Source organism: Hymenobacter lapidiphilus, assembly GCF_013377885.1.
In the GTDB taxonomy this organism is placed as follows: Bacteria; Bacteroidota; Bacteroidia; order Cytophagales; family Hymenobacteraceae; genus Hymenobacter; species Hymenobacter lapidiphilus.
The window spans coordinates 176,295-200,255 of the sequence record NZ_JABKAU010000002.1; the positions used below are offsets into that span (position 1 = coordinate 176,295).

Below are 23,961 nucleotides of genomic sequence, written 5' to 3' on the forward strand. Positions count from 1 at the left end.
ACGGATACTATCTTCCGACCCCTATTCCCGCCGGCGTTCCAGCGTAACGCGGGCCCGGTGGCAGATGCCGCCCAACGGCGGATTGAACTTCGAAACGCTGACGCGTACGCCGTTCACGTAGGGAAACTCGGCCAGCACCCTGTCGAGCACGCGGTGGCCAAGGTGTTCGAGCAGGCGGGCGGGGGCCTGCATTTCCTCGGTTACTACCCGGTACAGCACCTCGTAGTTCACGGTTTCGCGCAGCTGATCGGAGGCTCCGGCCGCGTGCAGGTCGGTGTCGATAAACAGGTCGATGCCGTACTTATTGCCGATTTTCTGCTCCTCATCATAATATCCGTGGAAGGCGAAAAACTCCATGCCTTCAAGTGCAATCTGGCCCATGTGGTGAGGTAGTAAAATGATGAGGTGGTGCGTTTGACGTTCGGGCAGTCACCCGTAATCAGTCATTTAAAAACACCGAAGCCTGCCCCAAGAGGCAGGCTTCAGTCAGTGGGCAGAAAACTGCATCCGCAATCTGCGAAATCAATTTCAACTGCAACATCTGTGGTTAGATGTCATCGAAGAACGACCGTTCGCCCAGCGCGGCCGCCATGCCCGGCTGGCCAGGATGAATGGAGGGCGCCGGCTGGACGATTTCGGGGTGGCTGGGGCCGATGGGCTGGATATCGGGGGCTGGGGGCTCCACGCGCGGCGGCGCGGGGTCGGGTACGCGCATGGGGCCGGGTGGGTCGATGCGGGGCGCGGGCGAGATGCCGGGGTTTTCGGCCGGTGCGCCGGGGCGCTCAATCTCGGGGCCGGGCTGCTGGTCGGGACCGGTTGGGCCAGTAGGGCGCTCGGGCTCCTGGCTCGGGTCGGGCTGCTGGCCGGGCTTGGGGTTGTAGCCGGTGGTGGCGGGCTGAGTGGCGCGGCTTTCGGCCGGGCCGTTAGTAGCAATCGATTCGGAGCGGGCCGCGGCCGGCGCGGCAATAGCAGCGGCCGGCGCGGTGGCGGCAGTGGAAACGTACATGGCAGTAGAAGCGTCAGAAGTGGAAGGCTCGTCGGCCGCAGGCGGCCGGTTTACCTTTACGCTCGCCGCCCTCGAAAGGATGGCTGCCGCGCCGGATTTGGGCCGGGCGCGGGCTCTTTCCACCTTTTCCAGCGCGTCGGAAGCCAAGTGGTGCAGGTCGCGGGTGAGGCCGTCGAACAGGTTTTCGAGGCGCTGGCACTCCTGGCCGAGGGCGTTGGCCTCCTTCTTCATGTCGGCCACCGTGCGCTCGGCCTGCTGGTAGGCATCTTCCACCACGCTACGGGCCTTCTGGCGGGCCGCAGCCAGCAACTCTTCGGCCTGCAGCTGCGCCTCCCGAATGCGCAGGTCGGCGTCGCGCTGGGCCTGCTCGGTGATGCTGTTGCTGGTATCTTCGGCCGTTTTAAGGGTGCGGTACAGGCTGGTTTCCACCTCGCGCATCTTGCTCACGTCCTGGGTGGCGTGCTCCAGCTTGAGGCGCAGCTCCCGGTTTTCGTCGCCCATCCGCTCCCACTGCTGCGAAACGGTTTGTAAAAAGGCCTGCACTTCGTCCTTATCCAGCCCCCGAAGGGCTTTTCCAAAGGTTTGCTGCCGGATATCGAGGGCGGTAATTTTCATTTTTGTTGAGCTATTAGCTGAAAGCTATTAGCTGTTAGCGCCGGGCCAACAGCCTTTATTGGCGACACTGCTCGTCAGGCAGAATGGGTTCCAGCACGAAAGCTAACCGCTAATAGCTTTCAGCTAACAGCTCCATCAAAGCCTACCTGCCAGACCGCCAGACTACGGTCGTCGCTACACGAAACTAGCCTATTCTGGCTCCCCGGCCAAAATAACTTGTTTACGGAGGTGCCGTGGCCGGCGTGGCGAGCCTTGTCTACCACGCGCAGCAGCTGCCCCGTGGCAGCGTCCCAGAGCTTGATACTTTTGTCCATGCTGCAGGTGGCCAGCAGGCGGGCATCGGGCGAGAAGATGAGGTGGTTGATGGTGAACATGTGGGCCACGACGGTGCGCAGGGGCGCGTAGCTGGCGGCCACGGCGTAGGTGCGCAGGTGGGCGTCGCGGCCGGCCGCCAGCAGCTGGCTGCCATCAGGCGAGTAGGCGCAGGTGAATACCGAATTTGTGGCCTCGGAAATAGTGTGTTTGGTGGCCAGCGAGTCGGCGTCGAGGATATGAACCTGCCAGTCGGAGCCGCCCACGGCCAGCTCGCCGCGGCCCTCGTGCAGGGCCAGGCAGCGCAGGCTTTTGTCGGAGACGCGGTGCAGGGTTTCGAGCCGGAAATCGGTGGTATTCAGCACCGCCAGCGTGCCATCGGCCAGGGCCACGTACAAGCGCTGCCGGACTTCCGAGTAACAGATATCGAAGATGGCCACGGGCGGCAGCGCGGTGGCGAAAACCAGTGCTTTGTTCGCCAGGTCAATCACCTGCACGCCCTGGAAATTGTGGCCCAGCACCAGCAAATCGCGCTCGGGCAGCCGGCACAGCGCGTACACCGAATTCTCCACCTTCGCCACCAGCTCGCCATCCTGCTCGGGCGTGGTCGTGTTCCAGGCCACCACGAGCCCATCGGGCCCGGCCGAATACACTACATCCTCCCCTGCTGTACCGGTGAGGGCATACACGCAGTCGCGGTGGCCGGTGAGGGCAGCAATTTTCTCAACAGTAGGACGCACAGTGAAGGAGTGACTCAGTGAAGGATGATGGCACAAAGGTACCAACTGGCCAGCACCGGCGGGCATCACAAACGCTATACAACCTATGCGGAGGTCGATGTAGGGGCGGGGCTTGCCCCCGCCCGCCGTTAAACTGTCCGGGGTTGAATCGTTCAACGGCGGGCGGGGACAAGCCCCGCCCCTACATCGACCTCCGCGACCTTGGGTCAAGCTACTGTTTCGTATTCGCTTCTGGATAGGTCCTTCGCTGCGCTCAGGATGACAGTACCTTTGCTCCTCGCCGACTTGCGCCTTCACTAGGTCACTCATACGCTTCTACCCCGCCAATGCCGCTGCATTCCCTCTCCCCTGTTTCTGCCGAGGCCCTGCTGGGGCTGTGGCACCTGACGGAACCGGCCGATACACTCTGGGAGCTGCTGCCGAGTCCGGCGCACTACCTGGCCCGCTTTCCCGAGGGCCGCGACGAGCTGCGGGCCCGGCAGTGGCTGGCGGCCCGCGTGCTGGCCGGGCAGCTACTGCGCGAGCTGACTGACGCGCCTACCCCGATCGAAAACGACTTGAACGGGCGACCCTATTTCGCCGGTTTGCCCGCTTTCGGAGTGTCGTTGTCGCACTCGGGCGAGTGGGTGGCGGCGGTGGTTGCCCGGGGTGCCGCAGCCGTTGGCACAGATATTGAACTCATCCGCCCAAAAGCCCGACAGCTGGCCCGGCGGTTTCTATCGGAAGCCGAACAGGCCGATGCCGGCAACGATGCAGCCAAGCACTGCCTGTACTGGAGTGCCAAGGAAACGCTTTACAAGCTGCATAGTCGCCGGGGGCTGGTGTTCAAAGAGCAGCTATTGCTCAATCCGTTTGAGCGGCGGGAGGCAGGTGTATTGACGGGACACCTGCTGCTCGAAAACTCCCGCCGCCAACACCAGATTCATTACTTTCAGCCCACCCCCAATTATGTGCTCACTTATTGCGTAGATACTGCGTAAGTGAACCCGCTCACCATCTCACCACCTCCCTATGTCTTTCCGCCGCATTTCCCTGCTCGCCGCCGCCACGCTGTTGTTCGGCATCTTCGCCGTTAGCTCGGCCCGCGCCCAGGGCAGCCGCTCGGTAGCCGATTTCAGTCTCAAGCAAAACAACACCGAAGTCAGCCTGAAAAGCTATGCCGGCAGCAAGGCCGTGGTCGTGGTGTTCATCAACCCGACCTGCCCCTTCTCGACGCTCTACCAGAACCGACTGGCAGCCCTCAGCGCCGACTACGGCAGCAAGGGCGTGCAGTTCCTGTTCATCGACACGCCCATTAATGTGGAGGCGGCCATTGATGCCAACGAGAAGGTGAAAGTGAAGGCCAGCGGCGGTGCGGCCCTCCCGCTGCTCACCGACGAAGGCCAGACCGTGAGCACGCTGCTTGGTGCCACCAAAACCCCCGAGGTAATTGTGCTGCAGCCCGTCAGCGACGGTTTTGCGGTGCGTTACAAGGGGGCCGTCGACGATAATCCGCAGGTGGAGAACTACGTGAAGGAAAAGTATCTGGCACAGGTGCTCGACAACCTGCTGGCCGGCCGCGCTGCTGGCGTAACCGACAAACGCGCCGCCGGCTGCCTGATTAAACGGTTCTAAACATCTTTCCCAATAAACGGCTAGGGCCGGCCCGCACCTTGGTGCAGGCCGGCCCTAGCCGTTTATTGCTTTGCTACTCATTCGTTGGGGTCAGTGTCGGAGGGCTGCGGGTCGTCGGTGAGGATGGTCAGCAGCTGGCCGACTTCTATGGCCTTAGCAGGCTCCTGCAGCTTCTCGAAGCTGAGCTGCAGGTTGCGCAGGGCGCGGCGCACGATGTCGAGGTGGGTGCAGGGCTGGAAGAAGATATCGTTGGGCGTGAGGTTGAGCTGCTGCACGTAGTGCTCGATATCGGTGCGCGAGAGCACCAGGCCGCGGTTGTAGCAGTTGATGTAGAACGGCTCCAGGGGCGATTCGAGCTGGTAAGTAAGCACGAACAGGTTGGGCAGGTTCACGCCGAAAACCGGCAGCTTAAGGCGCTGGGCCACCAGCAGGTAAATAACGCAGAGCGTGAGCGGGTTGCCGCGCTTGGTTTCCAGCACCCGGTGCAGCATGGAGTTGGCCGGCGAGTGGAAGTTTTGGGTGTTGGCCGCAAACTTATGGGCCCGGAAGAACACGTGGTTGAGCGTCTGGACCTGGTCGGCGGGGTGCATTTCGGGCTGCAGCAGCGTCCAGACCTCGAAACGCAGTTGCTCAATGGCCCGGTTCAGGCTCTGGAAGTCGGCATCGGGATACTGGTAAGAGTTCAGCAGCCACATACCTTCCAGCAGGTTTTCGGCTCCGGTTTCGCGCCACACCCGGAAGCGCTGCTGCAGGCCCTCGAACTGCAGATGATGGATCAGGTCTTCGAGGCGCTGCTGCTGACGCGGGTCGAGGCTTTCCTCCCAGCTTTCCTCCAGAAACGGAATAATGGTTTCGCCCAACGTCTGGATTTTGCCCTCCACGTGCGGGGCGCTTTCCGGATCATCGAGCAAAGAAATGAGGGCCTTGATTTCGCGGTTGGTCATGGACGGAAGCGGGCGGCAGCTAAAGCAGGAGAAGCCAAAATAAGCGAATAAACACAACCGGCGCCGTTTTCGTGGGCAGGTTGCCGGTAGGTAACACGTTGGCCGGGTCGTTTTGTTCGGCTGAAAACTGCTATAGCGCGAAAACCCGTTTTACAGCTGAATATACATCGGCCCCATGCCGCGCCGCGGAATCTTGTAGTCTTTCAGGAATGCCTTCAAAGCTTTGGGGTCGTGGCCGAAGGCGGTTACTTCGGCTTCGAGCTGCCGGATTTTTTGTTCCAGGTTCGCCTTCATGTGCAGAAAATCAAGCTCCATAGCAGCACGACTAGTGGTGTAAAAGTACCCCCTACCGGTGAAGTTCTGCAACGCCATCTGCTCGTCGAACAGCTGCTGGTCCAGCTCGCGGACCTGCTCACGCAGCAGCTTGTTGAAGTAGCGCAGCCGGTCTTCGGCCAGGTTTTCGAGGTGGGCTTGGTCGATACGGTTGAGCTCAAGCTGCAGCCGCAACAGCGTGAGCAGCTCGCCGGCCTTATAGGCAGTCGTGACGCGGGCCAGCAGCTCGGTTTTACGAAGTTTTTCGGCCTCATCTGGCTCCCGGTCGGGGTGCAGGTGCTTCACTAAGTCCATGTATAAGGTGCGCACGGCCTGAGTGGTGTTCTGCTCCTCGGCCTTTTTCTGGTCGGCGGCAGCCTGTTGCTTGGGGCTTTTCTTGCGTTTGGCCCGGCGTTCGGCGGCTTCGGCCTCGGCCTGCTCGTATTCCGCCTGCTGATCGGCCAGTTGCTGGGTCACGTAGGCCTGAAACTTCTCGGGCGTGCTCACGTCGGCGTCCTCATCGAACTCGATGCCGAACTGCCGACGGTACATGTCCTTCATCATTTCGGCGGTCTGGGCCTCCAGATCAGCTTCCTCAGCTTCGAAGGCCGCGGCTTCTTCGACCGTGGGCGGCGGGTCGAGCTTATCGAAAATGGGTTCCAGGTCGGCGTAGCCCCTGTTGAGCAGGTCGGCGCACTTATCCACCACCAAGTCAACAATTTTATTGCGCTCGGTTTTGGTGAGCTTCTGGTGCTCGTAGGCGTGGCCCAGCGCCCGCACAAGGGCAGCCCGCTGGTCGTGGTGCTGGCTTTGCAGGGGCCGATACTCGTTCTGCACCCGCTGGCGCAGCTGGCCGGCGGCGGCCCGGAACTCGTTGACTTCCGCCTCGAGCTTGCCGATGCGCTTGGTGAGCCGGTTAAAGGTCTTCTGCTCCTTGGAAAGCGAGTCGGTACCCGGTCCGGTGACGGGAATGTGGACAAGAGCGGGCGAGGTGGCAGGTTTTTTCTTAGCCATGAGCGGAAGCTGCTGGGTTGAGTGGCCAAATTACGGCGTTTTACGGTTTTGGCTCCGGTTCCCTTGGCTCCTTACAGGCCTCACCTGCCGTTGCGTTCGGGCCAAGCATCCACCCGGTCCACCGCAACGCCAGTGGCCCGCCGCCCCTGGTGGAGCTGGCGGGCCGCGGTGTCTGTTATTTCCTCATCGCTCTAACGTCAGCAAAATGCTGGAATATCTTGCCGTCTTTGCTAAAAGCCCAGATATTGCTGACCTCCCGCAACGTCAGATATATTTTTCCTTGCTTGACTTTACGGCGTAGCACCCTATTGGCCTGCTGCTTGTCTCGTTTTTCTGATGTAGCGGTTGTTACCGCCAGATATGCTGGTAAGAGCGCGCCATAGACTATCTACTGATTTTGTAGGTTCATACGAACTCCTGGCAATCCAGCAGATTCGGCAGCAACGCATAGGCAGCCGTGGTTTTACCCGCCCCATTGCAGCCCGCCAGGATATAGAGGGTTTTCATAGATGCCAAGAATATGTAGCTACTCCGAAACGCCAGCGCCCCGCCGCTCCGGATAGAGCTAGCGGGGTGCGATGGAATCTAAAGCACTTTAAGGGAAGACATTATTTCCTTAGCTATCGGCTGCCAAGCTATTTGGTCTTTAATCGTGCAATTGAAAGTACAAAGTAAGAGTTGACCATTTACATCAGTGAAAAATATCAGATTATAGATTTCAGTATCTATTGCCGGGGTTACCAACTCGATGAATCCTACTTTCCTACCATTTACGACTTCAACACCGCTCTTCATACCCTTAGCGGAAGGATAGAGCTTAGTGAAAGTCTGACGAAAGTTTTCCTCATAGGCAGCCATGAGTTCCTGGCTAGCCTTGTTCGCAGTCAAGTTCAGCGCTACATTAATTCCTCCTGTGGAATTTGTGTAAACTAAAGTAGGACGACGCTCAGCCGGATACTTCAGCTTCAGCATTTCCTCCTGCATAATTTCAAATCCTTCAGGAATTTTCAGCGCAACTTTTTTATCCAATAGTAACCTCTCTTCTAGCTGTATTCCAGCAATTGCAGCTGAAAGGAAGATCAAAGCAAAAAAGCAAATGGTAATGGTGGATAGCTTTTTCATGTAGATGTCAGTTAAAAAAAGTTGCGAAATATTAATCACACCTGAATCACGCCCACGTTGTACGCCTTTTCAATCGGCGCGTGGTTGGCCATGCTGATGCCTTGGGAAATAACCTTGCGGGTTTCGCGGGGGTCGATGATGGCGTCGACCCAGAGGCGGGCCGCGGCGTAGTAGGGCGAGAGCTGCTCGTCATAGCGGGCCTTGATGGTATCGAGCAGCTCCTTTTCGGCTTCGGGCGTGATTTCCTGGCCCTTGGACTTGAGCGAGGCCACCTGAATCTGGAGCAGCGTGTTGGCGGCCGCCGCGCCGCTCATTACGGCCAGCTGGGCCGTGGGCCACGCCACGATGAGGCGCGGGTCATAGGCTTTGCCGCACATGGCGTAGTTGCCGGCGCCGTAGCTGTTGCCCACAATCACCGAGAACTTGGGCACCACCGAGTTGGCCATGGCATTCACCATCTTCGCGCCGTCTTTGATGATGCCGCCGTGCTCACTCTGCGAGCCTACCATGAAACCCGACACGTCGTGCAGGAACAGCAGCGGAATCTTCTTCTGGTTGCAGTTCATAATAAAGCGCGCCGCCTTATCGGCCGAGTCGGAGTAGATAACGCCGCCCATCTGCATGGCGCCCTTCTTGGTCTTCACGATTTTGCGCTGGTTGGCCACGATGCCCACTGCCCAGCCGTCGATGCGGGCGAGGCCGCAAAGCAGCGTCTGGCCATATAGGTCCTTGTAGGGCTCGAACTCCGAGTTATCGACCAGCCGGTTGATGATGTCCATCATGTCGTAGGGCTTGGCGCGGTCGGCCGGCAGCAGGCCCAGGATGTCCTCGGGGTTTTCCTTGGGCGCTACGGCCGCTTTGCGCGAGAAACCGGCCGTGGCCTGGCCCCCGAGCTTATCGAAGATGTTGCGCAGATGGTCGAGGCACTCCTCATCAGTAGCAAACTTGTAGTCGGTCACGCCCGAAATTTCGGAGTGGGTAGACGCTCCACCCAGCGTTTCGTTGTCGATGGATTCGCCGATGGCCGACTTCACGAGGTACGAGCCTGCCAGAAACACCGAGCCGGTACCGTCCACAATCATAGCCTCGTCGCTCATAATAGGCAGGTAGGCCCCACCAGCCACGCAGGGGCCCATAATGGCGGCCATCTGCACGATGCCCATGGAGCTCATCACGGCGTTGTTGCGGAAGATGCGGCCGAAGTGCTCCTTGTCAGGGAAAATCTCGTCCTGCATGGGCAGGTACACGCCCGCCGAATCGACGAGGTAGATGATGGGCAGCTTGTTTTCGATGCTGATTTCCTGGGCCCGCAGGTTTTTCTTGGCCGTAATCGGGAACCAGGCGCCGGCCTTCACGGTGGCGTCGTTGGCCACTACCACGCACTGCCGGCCTTGCACCCAGCCAATCATCACCACCACGCCGCCGCCGGGGCAGCCGCCCTCCGCCTCGTACATGCCGTCGCCGGCAAACGCCCCGATTTCCACGCTGTCCGCGCCCTCATCGAGCAGGTAAGCAATCCGCTCGCGGGCCGTGAGCTTGCCCTTGGCTTTGTGTTTAGCCATGCTTTTCTCGCCGCCGCCCAATGCTACACGCTTGTTGCGCTGGCTGAGTTGAAAAAGGAGTTGCTTGAGGCTGTCTTCGTTTTTGTTGAATTCGAGGTTCATTGCGGGTGGGATGGGAAGTGGGTGGAATCGGGTAGGATGGATCTGAACAGGGTTGGTTAACAGAACGATGTCATTCTGAGCGAAGCGGGGCGGAGTCGAAGCATCTCTACTGCAATGCGAATCTCGCTGATTGCAACGAAGCAGTAGAAATGCTTCGACTCCGCTCCACTTCGCTCAGCATGATACTGCTCCCTGCATCAGATCAGACCGTTTCAGATACCAGTTTAAACCAAAGAAATCCGCCTGGATGGGCGGATTTCAAAGGTAAGCAGATTGGCGGAAGCCGGCCGGGCTATTTCTTGGTTTTGGTTTCCAATTCGGTTTCGATAACGGTGCCATTGGGCTTGGTAACCGTAGTTTCCACCTCTTTCTTCGATTTCTTGCCGCCGCCGAATACTGAGAAATGCACGTATTTCTTGGGGTTGGCCTGCAAGTCGGAAATCAGGGCGTTGGAGCTGGCCGCGGTGGCGTTAAGGTTGCGGTAGAGCGTGCTGTCGTTGAGCAGCTTGCCGAGTGAACCCTGCTGGTCGGTGAGCGAGCGGTTGAGGGCGGTTACAGCGCTTTGCGCCTCGGTCATGGTAGCGTTGAGCTTGCGCATGGCCGGGCCCACGGGGGCATCCTTGAGCGAATCGCTGAGCACGGCGAAATTGGAGGCCACGCGGTCGAACTTCTTACTAGTCTTGTTCAGATCAGACGTCAGCTGGGCCATATTGGTGGTAATCTGATTGATGTTGCGCTGGTTGAGCAACAGCAGATTTTTGACAGCCTCGGTGGCGGCCTGGCTGTTGAGCAGCGTAGCCTGTATGCTCAGGCGGGCGTCTTTGTTGAGGAAGGCATTCACCTTGGTCAGCGTCGAATCGACGGTACCGAGCACCGGCAGGGCTTTGGCCTGGAAGGCATCGGTAAGGCTGGCCACAGTGTACGATTTCAGCTCCTCGCCGCCATTAAATACCTGCGAGTTGCGGCCCAGAAACAGGGTAATAGTTTTCGAACCCAGCAGCGAGCCGCTCAGGCTGGCCACCGTCGAGTCGCCCACCGTTACGCCCTTCTGGAGCTCCACCGACACTTTCACGCGGTTCCCTTCTTCGGGCAGCAGTTCCATCTGCTTCACCTGGCCCACCTTAATACCGTTCAATATCACGGGGTTGCCGATGGCCAGCCCGTCCACGTTGTCATACTTGGCAAAGTACGTCCGGTCCGACGACAGGATGTTACTGCCTTTCAGGAAGTTGAAGCCGAAAATAAGCAGCGCCACGGCCACTATGCCCAGCAGGGCTACTTTTATTTCTTTGGACACGGGAGGTCGCAGTTATGTATGAGAGGAGAGAGTCGGCAGCCGGGCCCGTAGTTGCACGGCACGGCTAGTCGCCCGAGCCGGTTTCCAGTTCCTGCTTGTATTCGCGGAAAGCCTGGTAGATGCCCGAAGCCATATACGCCTGATTGGTTTTATCGTTCAGATACACCTCCTCCTGCCGGTTGGTCAGAAAGCCCGACTCAATCAGCACCGCGGGCATAGCCGATTTCCAGAGGACCAGGAAACCTGCCTGCTTCACGCCCCGCGAAGGGCGCTGGAGCGTGGTGCGGAAATGCCGGTCGACCTTCTGAGCGAAGCGCAAGCTGTTCACCATATAGGCACTCTGAAACAGGCTGAACAGGATATGGCTCTGCGGCGAGGTAGGGTCGAAGCCATTATACTGCTCCTTGTAATTATCCTCCTGCAGAATAACCGAGTTTTCGCGCTTGGCCACGGCCAGGTTGGCGTCGGTTTTGTGCGGGCCCATCGTCCAGACCTCGGTGCCGTGGGCGGCGGGCGAGGCGGCGTTGCAGTGAATGGAGATGAACAGGTCGGCGTTGTGGCTATTGGCGATGTTAGCGCGGTCGGCCAGCTCCACAAACACGTCGGTTTTACGGGTATATATCACCTTCACGTCGGGCATTTTGCCTTCGATTTCCTTGCCCAGGGCCAGCACCAGCTTCAGGGCCACGTCGGCTTCGCGGGCCGAAACGCCGGTGCAGCCCCGGTCTTTACCCCCGTGGCCGGCATCGAGTACCACCGTCCGGAGCTTATAGCGCACAGGCGGCGGGGCCACCAACTGCGGAGCCGGCGTGAGGGGAGAAGTAAATTCGGCGAAAAGAAGAAGGGTCGCCACACCCAGAGCGACAATATTCCGCACGGAGTTCGTTAGTTGAGGTAGCTACCGGCTACCTTTGCAAACCGCCACAAAATAAACGATAAATAACTACGTGGCCCTATTCGCGCCTGTGTTTCATCTCTTAACACGCTTATTCGGGCTTCGGCCAGCACCAGTGGTGCTGCTTACGCTGCTGTTGAGCCTGGGGTTGCTCGCGCCCCCAGCCCGGGCGCAACAAACGCCGACGCCTACCCGGCAGAAGCCGCTGCCCGATCAGCAGGTGCCCAACCCAACGCCACCGCCGGGCACACAGGTGTCGCCAAGCACCAATGCGCCGGGTGATGTGCGCCCGCTGCCCACCATCGTGAACCCGCCCAAGCCCGACGGCCGCGTGCGCACCGATACCACTACTACCGGCCTGCAGGTGGGCGGCACGCCCGATTCGGTGCTGCTGGGCGCCAACCCTGGCCGCAAGGGTGCCGTGGAAACCACCGTGGTCTACAAGGCCCAGGACTCCATTCGGTTCGAGGTACAGAACAAGCGCGCCATTTTGTACGACAAGGCCGACGTGACCTACGGCGACGTGAACCTGAAAGCGGCCCTTATTACGATTGACTATGCGCGCGACTTGGTAACGGCCGAGGGCGCGGCCGACTCGACGGGCAAAGTACAGGACCGGCCGCTGTTCACGCAGGGGGCCGAAACCTACCAGGCGGGCCGCATCGACTACAACATCAAAAGCAAGCGCGGCCGCATAACCGATGTGGTAACCAAGCAGGGTGAAGGCTTTATTCATGCCGAAAAAATCAAGCGCCAGCCCAACGGCGACATCGACGGTCTGCGCGGCAGCTACACCACCTGCAACCTCGAACACCCGCACTTCTACATCAACGCGTCCAAGATGAAGCTCATCCCCGGGGAGCAGGTCATCACCGGCCCGTTCAACCTGGTTATCGGGGATATTCCGACGCCGCTGGGCTTTCTGTTCGGCTACTTTCCTACGCCCAAAACCAATAAGCGGGCCTCGGGCCTCATCATCCCCACGTTCGGGCAGGCCGCCGACAGAGGCTTCTTCCTGCGCAACGGCGGCTACTACTGGGCCGCCAACGAACACATTGGCGTGCGCCTGACGGGCGACATCTACGCCGGCAACAGCGACCGGTTCGGGGGCTGGCGGGGTACGGCCGAGATGCAGTACATCACGCGCTACAAGTACGACGGCCTGTTCACGTTCAGCTTCAACTCGCAGCCCATCGAGAAAATCTTCAACAGCACCGACGCCAACACCAACCCGACATACACGCCGCCGAGTTCGTCCAACTCGTTTGCCCTCAGCTGGCGACACACCCCGGTGCCGCGGCCGGGCGGCGGGCGGTTTTCGGCCAGCGTAAACCTGCAATCGGCCAACGGCGCGTACCAGCGTAGTGCGACTTTCAACACCCGCAACTACCTGAGCGCGGCCTTCCAGTCGAACATCAGCTACTCCAAGCAGCTGCGCAACGCCCCCATCAACTACTCGCTGCAGCTCAGCCAGACCCAAAACACCCAGCTGGGCACCATGACCGCCACCCTGCCCGACCTGACGGTGGGCCTGGCCCGGCAGTATGTATACGACATTCTGAAAATCAGGCCCCGCAAGGCGTATGAGCAGCTGGCGTTTTCCTACAACCTAAAGTTCCAGAATCAGCTTACCAACAATGTGCCGGCCCGGCTGCTAAACAGTGGCACCGTTCCGCTGCTGGGCGGCTCGCGCGACCCTTACATTACGCCCATTAAGCTGGGCAACCTGAGCCAGCTGCTGCGCAACTCCCAAACGGGCATGCAGCACGACTTCAACATCACGCTGGGCAGCTACACCGTCAGCAAATTCAATATCAGCCCTGGTGTTACTTACAACGAGGTTTGGTACTTCAAGAAGCTCGATTACCAGTACAACTCTTTAGCCCGGGCCGTACAAATTGATACGGTGGTCAGCTTCAACCGCCTGCCCACGGGCTCGGCCAACCTCAACCTCAACACGTCGTTCTACGGTACTTTTATTCGCAAGGGCAACCGCAAGCTTCAGGCACTGCGCCACAAGGTTACGCCCAGCATCGGTTACAGCTATGCGCCCAAGAACCTGCCGGGCGCGGATGCTTTCCAGCCCCTACGGCTGGACGGCCTGCGCGACCCTACCACCGGCCAGCTGTACACTGCCAACCCGCTTTACAGAGACGGGGTGCCGTTTCCGAAGTTCAACAACTTTATCTACGGCATCCCGCCCAACAACTCCAACAACCGACTATCATTTCAGTTGCAGCAATCGATGGAACTGAAGGTGCGCAACTCCGACGATACCACCGGCACCACCCCTTTTAATAAGGTGACCCTCATCCGCGACCTTACGTTCTCGGGTGGCTACGATTTGGGACGCGACACGTTTCAGCTGGAGCCGATATCATTCTCTTTCAACACGGAGGTGGCCCGCAAGCTCACGGTGTTCATCAACGGCCAACTCAGCCCCTACCAGCAGGACTCACTGGGCCGGATGCGCGACAAGTACCTGTGGCAGCAGTCGAAGGTGCGGCTGGCGCGCCTGACCGGCGCCAGCATGAACCTGGCCTACCAGTTCAACCCCAGCCAGGGCGCCCGTAAGTCGGCCATAAAGCGCGATGTAGCCCCCGTAAACGACCCGCAACTGGGTGCCGTTACGCCGCTCAACCCCTACGAGGACTACGTGAATTTCGAGATTCCCTGGGAGCTGAATACGGCTTTCGCCCTTACCTACCAGAACCAGGGGCCGTTGCCGGCGCGTTTCGGCCGGGTGCGCAAAGGGCCCTACACGGCGGCCTCGCTCAACCTCAACGGCTCGGTTAAGCTGACCGAATCCCTGCGCTTCGGCTTCAGCTCCAACTACGATTTCGTCAACAAAACGCCCGCCTTCACCCGCCTCGACCTGACCAAAGACCTGCACTGCTGGCAAATAAACGGTACCTGGACGCCCTTCGGCCCGGCCCGCGGCTACTTCGTGACCATTGCCGCCAAGTCGGCGCTGCTGCAAAGCCTCAAGCTGAGCCGCAACCGCACCTTCCTCAACAACCTGTAGCGTTTTTTAGCTGCTGGCTGACAGCTATTAGCTGGTAGCTTTGTTCGCATCTTCTGAAAAAAACCGCAGCTTTGCTTTTCCGCTCCAACAGGGCCCGGCAAACCTAAAGCCAGCTGATTGCTTTGCAGCTTGCCATGCGCCTGCTACTGGCTTGTAAGCACATGCAGGTTGCGCGGCACTAAAGCAGAACGGAAGCACTATTCAGAACCTACGCTAACAGCCATCAGCTACTAGCTAACAGCTAAAAACATGTCTCAACACAAGGAAGTGAAACTCGTGACCACGCACCAGCTGCTGGCCATGAAGGAGCGCGGCGAGAAAATCTCCATGCTCACGGCCTACGACTTCTCGATGGCTCAGATTCTGGACGGCGCGGGCATCGACGTGCTGCTCGTCGGCGACTCAGCCTCCAACGTGATGGCCGGCCACGAAACCACGCTGCCCATCACCCTCGACCAGATGATTTACCATGCCCAGAGCGTGGTGCGCGCCGTGAAGCGGGCCTTCGTAGTCGTCGACATGCCGTTTGGCTCCTACCAGGGCAACTCGTCGGAGGCCCTGCGCTCGGCCATCCGCATCATGAAGGAGTCGGGCGGCCACGGCATCAAGCTGGAGGGCGGCGCCGAAATCAAGGACAGTATCACCCGCATCCTCACGGCGGGCATCCCGGTAATGGGCCATTTGGGCCTTACTCCGCAAAGTATTTATAAATTTGGCACGTATTCGGTGCGGGCCAAGGAAGAGGTGGAGGCGCAGAAGCTGATTGAAGATGCGCTGCTGCTGCAGGAAATAGGTTGTTTTGCCCTCGTGCTGGAGAAAATTCCATCGGGCCTGGCCAAGCGCGTGGCCGAGCAGCTCACCATTCCCGTTATCGGCATCGGCGCCGGCCCCGATGTGGATGGGCAGGTGCTGGTAGTGCACGATATGCTGGGCATCACCAAGGAGTTCAAACCCCGCTTCCTGCGCCGCTACGCCGACCTCGGCGACGCCATGCACGACGCCGTGCAGCGCTACATCCAGGACGTAAAAGCGCGCGACTTCCCCACGGCCGACGAAGCATATTAGTTTAATTAGCACTGAATAGTTAAGAATTAATAATTGGGCTTGAATCCTGCTATTAACCGCGCTTAGCGGACCAAAAGCACGTTTTTTCAATTCCCAATCATCAATTCTTAATTATTAATTAATTCAAAAAGTGAATCGTCCGAATTTGTGGTCGGAGCGGAAGGAAATTCTGTTCGAAGACAACCATCTGCTCATCATCAACAAGCCCGCCGGCCTGCTCGTACAGGGCGACGCCACCGGCGACGAGCCCCTTTCCAACAAGGCCGAGGAGTACCTGCGCTTCAAGTACAAGAAGCCCGGTGCCGCCTTCGTGGGTGTGGTGCACCGGCTGGACAGGCCGGTGAGCGGCGTGGTAGTGCTGGCCAAAACCAGCAAGGCCCTGAGCCGCATGAACGAGCTGTTCCGCGACAATAAAATCAGCAAAACCTACTGGGCCCTCACCGGCAAGTGCCCCTCCCCCATTTCGGGCCACCTCACGCACTGGTTGGTGAAAGACCCTATCCGCAACGTGACCAAGGCCTATACCGAGCGCCACGGCCAGGGCCAGAAGTCGGACCTGGATTACCAGGTGCTGGGCGAGGCTGGCAACCGCTTTCTGGTGCAGGTAAGCCCCATCACGGGCCGCCCCCATCAGATTCGGGTACAGCTGAGCACGGGCCTGGGCACCCCCATCGTCGGCGACGTGAAATACGGTTTCCTGGCCCCGCTGCCCGACGTGAGCATTGCCCTGCACGCCCGCGAGCTGCAGTTCAAGCACCCCGTCACCCAGGCAGATATGCGCATCGTAGCCCCGCTGCCAGATATAGCGCACTGGCAGGCCGCCGAGGCGTATTATTAGGCTGGGATAGCACGGTGTGGGGGCGGGGCTTGTCCCCGCCCGCCGTTCGGACCGCTGGCGTGGTTGGAGGGACTCGTTGAAACGGCGCAAATGGCGGGCGGGGACAAGCCCCGCCCCTATACCATTCTGCGTAATTGAGAATTTATGGATGAGGTGGACTCCGCCAACCTCAACAACATTATGGCCTTTTGGGCAGGGAAATTGCACTGGCGGTAGGGGTAGCCGTAGTTTTGCACCACAGTAGCTGAACTTATATAGCATTTCAGCGCTTTGCTGGCTGTACGCTTCGGCGGCCCCTCTCCAAGACTTCCTCACTTTTTCTGCCCTTATTCAATGGCAATACTTGTTTTCTTCGTCGCGCACTATTACCTGTCGCTGTTCACGCAAACGTTCTACCTGCACCGCTATGCGGCGCACAAGATGTTTACGATGAATAAGTTCTGGGAGAAGTTCTTCTTCCTGTTCACCTACATCTGTCAGGGCTCGTCGTTCCTGTCGCCGCGGGCCTATGCGCTGCTGCACCGCATGCACCACGCCTACTCCGATACCGAGCTGGACCCGCACTCGCCGCTGTACTCGTCGAATGCTTTCACGATGATGTGGAAGACCAAGAATATCTACAACGCCGTGCTCAACCGCGACTACGCCGCCGCCGAGCGTTTCGAAGGTGATTACCCCGAGTGGAGCCTCATCGAGAATATTGGTGACAAGTGGTACTCGCGCGTTGCCTGGGGCACGCTCTACGCGCTGTTTTATGTGAACTTCGCTACGGCTTGGTGGCAGTTTCTGCTCCTGCCGCTGCACTTCCTGATGGGCCCGATTCATGGTGCCATCGTGAACTGGGGCGGCCATAAGTACGGCTACCAGAACTTCGACAACCACGACCACTCCAAGAACACGCTGCCCTTCGACTTTCTGGCGTTCGGCGAGCTGTTCCAGAACAACCACCACAAACTGCCCATGCGCGTCAATTTCGGCGTGAAGAAGTGGGAGCTTGACCCTACCTACGCCTTCATCTGGGCGTTGGATAAGGTGAAAGTGGTGAAAATCAAGCGCAAGTGGCAGGAAGACGTGCAGATGGCCGCTTAGGCTTTTGCGAAGTAGTCTCATCTGGCTTATCATGAAAAAGGGCTTCTCCACTCGGGGAAGCCCTTTTTCATGCGCACCGAGTTAGTCGAAGGGTTGCGGAGCAGATTTGAATCCGGGCAATGCTTTTAATCCGGACAATCTGTGAGTACCTTTGCACCTCATTTTCAACCAGACGCACGGGATGCGTCGCTTAACCCAACCGGTTTATGGCAGTTAAAATCCGCCTCGCCCGCCGCGGCCGCAAGAAGGCCGCAATGTTCGACATCGTTATTGCTGACTCGCGCGCTCCGCGTGATGGTCGCTTCATCGAGAAAATCGGTACCTACAACCCCCAGACCAACCCCGCTACCATCAATTTTGATGGCGATAAGGCGTTCGACTGGATTATGAAAGGTGCCCAGCCCACCGACACCGTACGGGCTATGCTCTCGTACCGTGGTGTGCTCTACCGCAAGCACCTGCAGCTGGGCGTAATCAAAGGCGCTATTTCGCAGGAAACTGCCGATGAGCGTTACACTGCCTGGAAAGACGACAAGGATGCCAAGATTGAAGGCAAGCGCACCAGCCTCGGCACCGCCAAGGATGAGGCTCGTCAGCAGCGTCTGGCCGCCGAAACCAAGGTAAAGGATGCCCGTTCGGAAGCTCAGCGCGCCAAGCTGGCTGCCATCGAGGCCGCCAACGCCCCGGCTCCCGTAGCCGAGGAAGCAGCTGCCGAAGACGAGACGACCGAAGCTACCGCTTCGACCGAAGAAACCACCGAAGCCGCCGCCGAATAGTTTGTGAGTTGAGCAGTTGAAAAGCGGAAAGGCTGTAACAGTCCTTCCAATCTTCAACTGCTCAACTTGTATAGCTACAAGCTCTACTCCTCCATGAAAATCGACGACTGCTACCAGCTGGGCTCCCTCGGGAAACCCCACGGCCTGAAAGGGTTTGTGGTGGCCTTCTTCGATGTGGACGACCTCAACGACTACCGCAAGCTCCAATCAGTTTGGCTGGAAATGCCTGCTGCTCCCGGCAAGCTGGTAGCCTACGAGGTCGAAAAGTTTCAGCCCCAAACCGATAACAAGGTCCTGTTCAAGCTGAAAGGCATCGACCGGATTGAGGACGCCGAGCCCCTGCGTAACGCCAAACTCTGGCGTTCGTTGGCCGAGCTGCCCACCCTGGCCGACGACCAGTTTTACTTCCACGATGTGGTAGGGTACACGGTTGTCGATGAGGTGCTGGGCGAACTGGGTGTAGTGGAAGCTTTCTATGAGCTACCCCGCCAGGATGTGTTGGGCATGCGCTACCAGGGCCAGGAAGTCCTGATTCCGGTGGTGGATGAGTTGGTGCTGCGCGCCGATCAGGCGGCCCGCCGCCTAGTGGTGCGGCTGCCCGACGGCCTGCTTGACGTTTACCTGACCCCCTCTTCGCCTAACGACGAGCAGGAGTCAGACGACGACGAGCCGGCTGCCTAACCGTTCAGCTCATGCGGATCGACATCGTCACGTGCCAGCCGGATTTGTTGGTCAGCCCCTTTGCGCATTCTATCGTGAAACGCGCCCAGGAAAAAGGTCTGGCCGAAATCCACTTGCATGATCTGCGCCGCTATGCCATCAACAAGCACGGCCAGATTGACGATTACGTATTCGGAGGTGGTGCGGGCATGGTGTTACGCGTGGAGCCAATTGCAGCCTGTTTCGACGAATTGCTGGCCCAACGCACCTACGATGCCATCATCTACCTCACGCCCGACGGCGAAACAATGCGCCAACCGCTGGTCAACCGTTTGTCGCTCAGTGGCAACCTGTTGTTGCTCTGCGGCCACTACAAGGGCGTCGATGAGCGGATTCGAACGGCCTATATCACCCACGAAATCAGTGTAGGCGACTACGTGCTGAGCGGGGGTGAGCTGGGTGCGGCAGTATTGGTAGATGCCGTAGTTCGGTTGCTGCCCGGCGTGCTGGGCAACGAAGAATCGGCCCTGAGCGACTCGTTTCAGGACAACCTACTCTCGCCGCCCATTTATACCCGGCCTGCCGAATGGCGGGGCCAACCGGTACCGGATATTCTGCTTTCGGGCAACACCCCGAAAATTGACGTCTGGCGCCACGAACAAGCCCTGGCTCGCACCCAACAGCGCCGGCCTGACTTACTGGAATAGTGAGAGACGGAAACTGCCGGCAACTGTCAGCACTTCACCACCTCACCATTTCACAATCTAAAAACAGAGCGCTATATTTGCGCCTCTTTACCAGAAACCCCCGGGGCGGCGCGACCGTCCTTTACAGTTTTTTCAGCCATGAGCGTACTACTCGATTTTATTGAGCAAGAGTCCCAGGAGCGCCGCGCCAGCTTCCCCCGTTTTGCCGCCGGCGACACCATTAACGTCCACGTGAAAATTCGCGAGGGCAACAAGGAGCGCGTGCAGCAGTTCCAGGGCGTTGTAATCCAGCGTAAGAACACCAGCACCAACGGCGAAACTTTCACCGTGCGTAAAATCTCGAACCAGATTGGTACCGAGCGGATTTTCCCCCTCCTCTCGCCTAACATCGAGAAGGTAGAAGTTATTCGCCGTGGTAAGGTGCGTCGCGCCCGTCTGTACTACCTGCGTGGCCTGTCGGGCAAAGCAGCGCGTATCAAGGAGCGTCGTTTGAACGCCCCCAAGCCAGTAGCCGCCGCGTAAGCAGCGTTGCTTCCAGCTAAATAAAAGAGCCGGCTCTCCTTGTGGAGGGCCGGCTCTTTTATTTAGCTGCCCGTCATTCTAACGTAAAAAAGGACCGGTAGGAAAGCTGTGCCTGAGGCGTAGCTTCCTTACCGGTCCTTCTTATGGTATTCAAGATACCAAGCAGAAATTAGTTGTTCTGCGAATCCTGCTTCAGGTCCTGGGCAGGCGTATTGTCGTTGCCACTGCGGAGCTGCTTGGCGGCGGCGCTCAATGCTTCGCCAAGTTTAGTGATGCGCTCGGCCGTGTTGGGGTTTTCGGCAAAGCTTGCGGCGGCCAGCGTGTTGGTACCCAGGCGGCCCATCAGGCGCGTAACAGTATCCTGGTTGACGGCACCGCCACCGAAGTGGGCCTTCAGGTCCTGCAGGTCGACTACCAGCTGGTGCAACTCAGGATTGTTGGTGTCCTTGAGGTCTTCAATCCAGCGCTGGAAGTGGTTATCGAGGCCGGCACGGCTGGCTTCTTCCTGCAGGTCGTTGCCGAGTAGCGTAGTGGCGCCGTCGAGGTGAACCTGATGCTGAGTGTCGTCTTTAGGAATTTTGTGGAAGGACATGCGAAAGAATGGTTAAGCTGCCTCAAAGGTGGCAACGTGGAGAATACTGTTTGTGCAAACGCGGGCAACTGCGAAAGGTTGTAGCACATCTTGCGGCCCGAGAGGCTACTTTCGTTCTCTTTTTCTCCCTGTCCCCCTCTTCCGCCCGGTTTCCGCATGAAAACACTCCTTTACCTACTCTGTCTGCTGGCCCTACCCGCCCTGGCCCAGCAGCCCGCCACCGAGTGGCAGCAACAGACCAATTATTCTATCGACGTAACCCTCGACGACCAACGCCACGAGCTCATCGGCCGCGAGCAAATTGTGTACACCAACAACTCGCCCGACGTGCTGCCCTTCATTTGGTTTCATCTCTGGCCCAATGCCTACCGCGACAATACTACGGCCTTTGCCCGCCAGCAGCTGCGCAACGGCGACCGGACGTTCCAGTTCGCTACGCCCGCCCAGCGCGGCTTCATCGACGGACTGGAGTTTCAGGTAAATGGCCAGCCCGCCCGGCTCGAGTACGACGCTGACAACCCCGACATGGCCCGGCTGCTGCTTCCCCAGCCCCTGGCGGCCGGCGCCAGCATCACCATCACCACACCCTTCCGCGTGAAAATTCCGGACTCGTTTTCCCGGTTGGCGCACGTGGGCCAGCACTACCAGATAACTCAGTGGTATCCCAAGCCCGCCGTGTACGACCGCAAGGGCTGGCACCCCATGCCCTACCTCAGTCAGGGCGAATTCTACTCCGAATTCGGTTCGTTTGATGTGCGCATTACGCTGCCGGCCAACTACGTGGTAGGCGCTACCGGCGTGCTGCAAAACCCTGAGGAGCTGGCGCGCCTTGATGTGCTGGCGGCCATCGGAGCCAGCAAAAAAACGGCCGAAGATTTCGGCTCCGACCTTAAATTCCCGGCTTCGGCTCCCGAAACCAAAACCCTGCGCTACGTGCAGGACCGTATCCACGACTTCGCCTGGTTTGCCGACAAGCGCTTTAACGTGCTCAAAAGTGGTGTTACACTGCCTTCGGGCCGCAAGGTCACCTCCTGGGTTATGTTCACCAACAAGGAGGCGGTGCAGTGGATAAAAGGCCTTCAGGACGTTAATGATGCCCTTACCTACTATTCCCGCTGGGTAGGCGAGTACCCGTACGCCTCCGCTACGGCCGTGGATGGGGTAGGCAGTGCCGGCTCGGGCATGGAATATCCAATGGTGACCATAACCCCGCCCGTAGCCATTGTGCACGAGGTGGGCCACAACTGGTTTTATGGTATTCTGGGCTCCAACGAGCGGGATTTTGCCTGGATGGATGAGGGACTGAACACGTACACGCAGAAACGCGTGGCCGCGCGCGACACGGCTGCCGGTGGAACGGTGGGCTTGCTGTCCAAGTGGCCCTTAATAGAAACTGCTACGGGCATCGCCGACTTGCCGGCCGTGGCCCTGGACCGGTTGCCCATTGCTGCCCTGGCGTCCCGCGGCTTCGACCAGCCCGTAAGCGGGGTTACCTCGGGTGATTATGGCCGTTTCAACTATAACCTCATCGCGTACTCGGAAACGGCGCTGCTATTGGAATACCTGGCCGGTTACCTGGGGCAGGAACAGTTTGATGCGGCCATGCGCGCCTACTACCAGCAGTGGCAGTTCCGCCACCCCTACCCCGAGGACATGCAGGCGGCTTTCGAGCAGGCAACGGGCAAAAAACTGGGCTGGTTTTTCCAGCAGATGCTCACGAGCCAACATCCCTACGAGGCGGCCCTGTCGGATTTGCTGGTGCAGGGCGAAACGCTGAAGGTGCTGGTCCGCAACGACTCGCCCGCCCCGTTTGCCGTGCCCGTTTCCACCCTTGATGCCCGGGGCCGGGTGCTGGAAACCAAATGGACGCCCGCTTTCGGCGGCAACGACGACGATACGGAAGACGAAACCCAGCTCGACTTTCGTGCCGCCGGCGTGGCGGCCGTGGTAATCGACGCGGGCTACCTCACGCCCCAGCTCAACCGCCGCGACGACCGGATGAAGGTCGGCGGTGCTTTGCGGCGGCTCGAACCGTTGCACCTGCGCCCCCTGGCCAGCCTGGAGCGCTGGGACCAGCAGGCTATCAACTGGATGCCGGTGCTGGGAGTGAACACCTCCGACAAGTTTATGCTCGGGGCGGCCTTCTACAACAACCTGCTGGCCCCCAAACGGCTGAACTATCTGGCCATGCCGATGTACAGCTTCAACCGCCGGGAGCTTAATGGCATTGGGATGCTGACGCTGAACGTACTGCCCCGGACCCTGGCCCGCCAGCTGCTAACCAGCGTGCAGCTAACCCGCTTCGAGCGCTACCGCAAAATTGAACCCAGCCTGACACTGCACCTACCCCACTCTGCTTTCAACTGGGCCCAGCATCTCGTGCGGTTTGCCAATACCAACATCCGCGACGAGGACTCCCGCCAGACTACCAGCATTCAGACGCTGGAATATCTGGTGCATGATGGTAATGCGCTGCGGAACTGGTCGGGCCATGTGGAGCTCAATCAGCTCAGTCCCAACGCGGAATCGGACAATACCAGCCAGAACGCGACCTTGCTGCGGGCCACCGCCACTTACGGCCGCTACTACAACCCCACTAAACAGATCCGCGCCCGCTTGTTTGGCGGCGCTTTCCTGAACTCGGGAAAGGATAGTCCGTTTGCCCTGGGCCTGAGTGGCAGCTTCGACTACCGCCGCCAGACAATGTTCCTGGACCGCCAGCAGATTTCCCATACTTATCCTGCCCAATTCAACCAAACCGACGACCGGGACGGCGGATTCAAGGCCTATTTGCCCGTGGCTTCTCAAAAGTGGCTTACTACCCTGGGCCTCGAAGCCGATCTGCCTGTTATTCCGCTGGTAGTTTTTGCCGATTTTGGCTTGGTCAACCGGGCGAGTCAGTCGAGTTCGGGCCGGGTGAATGGCTATTACGATGCCGGGCTGGTGCTGCCCATAACCAGACTGTTGCTCCCCATACCCAATAATATCCTGCGCCTCTACCTGCCTCTGGCCGGCAGCCAGTACGGCAACGGGCTACCCGGCAGCCGCAAGGAGTTCACCGACCAGATTCGATTTGTTTTCCACCTCGAAGAGCTGAGTCCCTTCCGCATCCTAAACCAGCGACTGGCCAAGTAAGCCAGCCCTGCTTTATA

At 59.1% G+C, this 23,961-nt stretch carries 21 protein-coding genes; 11 read left to right on the plus strand and 10 right to left on the minus strand.

Translation table 11 applies throughout. From position 1 onward, the window contains the following. Window positions 1-21: 21 nt before the first annotated feature. The 3 genes from folB to HW554_RS20805 all read right to left on the minus strand — a co-directional run bounded on the left by folB (window position 22) and on the right by HW554_RS20805 (window position 2,673). Window positions 22-381 carry a dihydroneopterin aldolase gene (gene folB / locus HW554_RS01900; RefSeq protein WP_092768374.1) on the minus strand — a complete coding sequence of 120 codons (360 nt, stop codon included), beginning with the start codon at window positions 379-381 and terminating at the stop codon, window positions 22-24. A gap of 166 nt (window positions 382-547) precedes the next feature. Next, window positions 548-1,621 (minus strand): DivIVA domain-containing protein, encoded by a 1,074-nt coding sequence (locus tag HW554_RS01905; RefSeq protein ID WP_176906653.1) that lies wholly within the window; start codon window positions 1,619-1,621, stop codon window positions 548-550. Window positions 1,622-1,740: 119 nt separating this feature from the next. Next, a complete protein-coding gene (locus HW554_RS20805; protein ID WP_176906654.1) occupies window positions 1,741-2,673 on the minus strand; it encodes a WD40 repeat domain-containing protein in 933 nt (310 codons plus the stop codon). A 326-nt stretch (window positions 2,674-2,999) separates the two neighbouring features. Here HW554_RS20805 and HW554_RS01915 point away from each other — a divergent pair, with 326 nt between their 5' ends. Both HW554_RS01915 and HW554_RS01920 read left to right on the plus strand, forming a co-directional pair. Beyond that, a complete protein-coding gene (locus tag HW554_RS01915; RefSeq protein ID WP_176906655.1) occupies window positions 3,000-3,653 on the plus strand; it encodes a 4'-phosphopantetheinyl transferase superfamily protein in 654 nt (217 codons plus the stop codon). A gap of 31 nt (window positions 3,654-3,684) precedes the next feature. After that, a complete protein-coding gene (locus HW554_RS01920; protein WP_176906656.1) occupies window positions 3,685-4,287 on the plus strand; it encodes a redoxin domain-containing protein in 603 nt (200 codons plus the stop codon). A 77-nt stretch (window positions 4,288-4,364) separates the two neighbouring features. Here the strand turns inward: HW554_RS01920 and HW554_RS01925 are convergent, their stop codons facing one another. From HW554_RS01925 to HW554_RS01950, 6 genes are all read right to left on the minus strand, one after another. After that, on the minus strand, window positions 4,365-5,231 hold the full coding sequence (locus tag HW554_RS01925; RefSeq protein WP_176906657.1) for a transglutaminase-like domain-containing protein: 867 nt from the start codon (window positions 5,229-5,231) through the stop codon (window positions 4,365-4,367). A gap of 150 nt (window positions 5,232-5,381) precedes the next feature. Then, on the minus strand, window positions 5,382-6,557 hold the full coding sequence (locus HW554_RS01930) for a hypothetical protein (RefSeq protein WP_176906658.1): 1,176 nt from the start codon (window positions 6,555-6,557) through the stop codon (window positions 5,382-5,384). Window positions 6,558-7,142: 585 nt separating this feature from the next. Next, a complete protein-coding gene (locus tag HW554_RS01935) occupies window positions 7,143-7,679 on the minus strand; it encodes a hypothetical protein (RefSeq protein WP_176906659.1) in 537 nt (178 codons plus the stop codon). Window positions 7,680-7,714: 35 nt separating this feature from the next. Continuing rightward, entirely contained in the window at window positions 7,715-9,343 is a 1,629-nt protein-coding gene (locus HW554_RS01940; RefSeq protein ID WP_176906660.1) for an acyl-CoA carboxylase subunit beta, read from the minus strand. Between the two features lie 292 nt (window positions 9,344-9,635). Beyond that, window positions 9,636-10,640, minus strand: a complete 1,005-nt coding sequence (locus tag HW554_RS01945; RefSeq protein ID WP_176906661.1) for an MlaD family protein — start codon at window positions 10,638-10,640, stop codon at window positions 9,636-9,638. Window positions 10,641-10,704: 64 nt separating this feature from the next. Continuing rightward, complete coding sequence (locus HW554_RS01950; RefSeq protein WP_394354304.1) at window positions 10,705-11,517, minus strand: N-acetylmuramoyl-L-alanine amidase family protein; 813 nt, start codon at window positions 11,515-11,517, stop codon at window positions 10,705-10,707. A gap of 88 nt (window positions 11,518-11,605) precedes the next feature. Between HW554_RS01950 and HW554_RS01955 the strand changes: the two genes are divergently transcribed. The 8 genes from HW554_RS01955 (at window position 11,606) to rplS (ending at window position 20,217) form a co-directional block, all read left to right on the plus strand. Further along, window positions 11,606-14,560 carry a putative LPS assembly protein LptD gene (locus tag HW554_RS01955; protein ID WP_176906662.1) on the plus strand — a complete coding sequence of 985 codons (2,955 nt, stop codon included), beginning with the start codon at window positions 11,606-11,608 and terminating at the stop codon, window positions 14,558-14,560. Between the two features lie 249 nt (window positions 14,561-14,809). Next, window positions 14,810-15,625, plus strand: a complete 816-nt coding sequence (gene panB, locus HW554_RS01960) for a 3-methyl-2-oxobutanoate hydroxymethyltransferase (RefSeq protein ID WP_176899982.1) — start codon at window positions 14,810-14,812, stop codon at window positions 15,623-15,625. A 130-nt stretch (window positions 15,626-15,755) separates the two neighbouring features. Beyond that, window positions 15,756-16,463 carry an RluA family pseudouridine synthase gene (locus HW554_RS01965; RefSeq protein ID WP_176906663.1) on the plus strand — a complete coding sequence of 236 codons (708 nt, stop codon included), beginning with the start codon at window positions 15,756-15,758 and terminating at the stop codon, window positions 16,461-16,463. 333 nt (window positions 16,464-16,796) lie between these two features. Continuing rightward, window positions 16,797-17,552, plus strand: coding sequence for an acyl-CoA desaturase (locus tag HW554_RS01970; protein ID WP_176906664.1), 756 nt, complete (start codon window positions 16,797-16,799; stop codon window positions 17,550-17,552). A gap of 206 nt (window positions 17,553-17,758) precedes the next feature. Next, window positions 17,759-18,328: a 30S ribosomal protein S16 gene (locus HW554_RS01975; protein ID WP_176906665.1), complete on the plus strand. Its 570-nt coding sequence runs from the start codon at window positions 17,759-17,761 to the stop codon at window positions 18,326-18,328. A gap of 93 nt (window positions 18,329-18,421) precedes the next feature. Further along, entirely contained in the window at window positions 18,422-19,009 is a 588-nt protein-coding gene (rimM, locus tag HW554_RS01980) for a ribosome maturation factor RimM (protein ID WP_246285054.1), read from the plus strand. 11 nt (window positions 19,010-19,020) lie between these two features. Continuing rightward, complete coding sequence (gene trmD, locus HW554_RS01985; RefSeq protein WP_092738801.1) at window positions 19,021-19,695, plus strand: tRNA (guanosine(37)-N1)-methyltransferase TrmD; 675 nt, start codon at window positions 19,021-19,023, stop codon at window positions 19,693-19,695. Between the two features lie 138 nt (window positions 19,696-19,833). Continuing rightward, window positions 19,834-20,217 (plus strand): 50S ribosomal protein L19, encoded by a 384-nt coding sequence (gene rplS, locus HW554_RS01990; protein ID WP_176906666.1) that lies wholly within the window; start codon window positions 19,834-19,836, stop codon window positions 20,215-20,217. Between the two features lie 169 nt (window positions 20,218-20,386). Here rplS and HW554_RS01995 read toward each other — a convergent pair whose 3' ends face one another. Beyond that, window positions 20,387-20,809: a hypothetical protein gene (locus HW554_RS01995; protein WP_176906667.1), complete on the minus strand. Its 423-nt coding sequence runs from the start codon at window positions 20,807-20,809 to the stop codon at window positions 20,387-20,389. A 156-nt stretch (window positions 20,810-20,965) separates the two neighbouring features. Here HW554_RS01995 and HW554_RS02000 point away from each other — a divergent pair, with 156 nt between their 5' ends. Continuing rightward, window positions 20,966-23,944: a M1 family metallopeptidase gene (locus HW554_RS02000; RefSeq protein ID WP_176906668.1), complete on the plus strand. Its 2,979-nt coding sequence runs from the start codon at window positions 20,966-20,968 to the stop codon at window positions 23,942-23,944. Window positions 23,945-23,961: the final 17 nt, after the last annotated feature.

Bases quoted from the DNA above. Each gene is read 5' to 3' on its own strand.
- folB (WP_092768374.1), bottom strand. From the start codon at position 381: ATGGGCCAGATTGCACTTGAAGGCATGGAGTTTTTCGCCTTCCACGGA.
- HW554_RS01905 (WP_176906653.1), bottom strand. From the start codon at position 1,621: ATGAAAATTACCGCCCTCGATATCCGGCAGCAAACCTTTGGAAAAGCC.
- HW554_RS01915 (WP_176906655.1), top strand. From the start codon at position 3,000: ATGCCGCTGCATTCCCTCTCCCCTGTTTCTGCCGAGGCCCTGCTGGGG.
- HW554_RS01920 (WP_176906656.1), top strand. From the start codon at position 3,685: ATGTCTTTCCGCCGCATTTCCCTGCTCGCCGCCGCCACGCTGTTGTTC.
- HW554_RS01925 (WP_176906657.1), bottom strand. From the start codon at position 5,231: ATGACCAACCGCGAAATCAAGGCCCTCATTTCTTTGCTCGATGATCCG.
- HW554_RS01930 (WP_176906658.1), bottom strand. From the start codon at position 6,557: ATGGCTAAGAAAAAACCTGCCACCTCGCCCGCTCTTGTCCACATTCCC.
- HW554_RS01935 (WP_176906659.1), bottom strand. From the start codon at position 7,679: ATGAAAAAGCTATCCACCATTACCATTTGCTTTTTTGCTTTGATCTTC.
- HW554_RS01940 (WP_176906660.1), bottom strand. From the start codon at position 9,343: ATGAACCTCGAATTCAACAAAAACGAAGACAGCCTCAAGCAACTCCTT.
- panB (WP_176899982.1), top strand. From the start codon at position 14,810: ATGTCTCAACACAAGGAAGTGAAACTCGTGACCACGCACCAGCTGCTG.
- HW554_RS01970 (WP_176906664.1), top strand. From the start codon at position 16,797: ATGGCAATACTTGTTTTCTTCGTCGCGCACTATTACCTGTCGCTGTTC.
- HW554_RS01975 (WP_176906665.1), top strand. From the start codon at position 17,759: ATGGCAGTTAAAATCCGCCTCGCCCGCCGCGGCCGCAAGAAGGCCGCA.
- rimM (WP_246285054.1), top strand. From the start codon at position 18,422: ATGAAAATCGACGACTGCTACCAGCTGGGCTCCCTCGGGAAACCCCAC.
- trmD (WP_092738801.1), top strand. From the start codon at position 19,021: ATGCGGATCGACATCGTCACGTGCCAGCCGGATTTGTTGGTCAGCCCC.
- rplS (WP_176906666.1), top strand. From the start codon at position 19,834: ATGAGCGTACTACTCGATTTTATTGAGCAAGAGTCCCAGGAGCGCCGC.
- HW554_RS01995 (WP_176906667.1), bottom strand. From the start codon at position 20,809: ATGTCCTTCCACAAAATTCCTAAAGACGACACTCAGCATCAGGTTCAC.
- HW554_RS02000 (WP_176906668.1), top strand. From the start codon at position 20,966: ATGAAAACACTCCTTTACCTACTCTGTCTGCTGGCCCTACCCGCCCTG.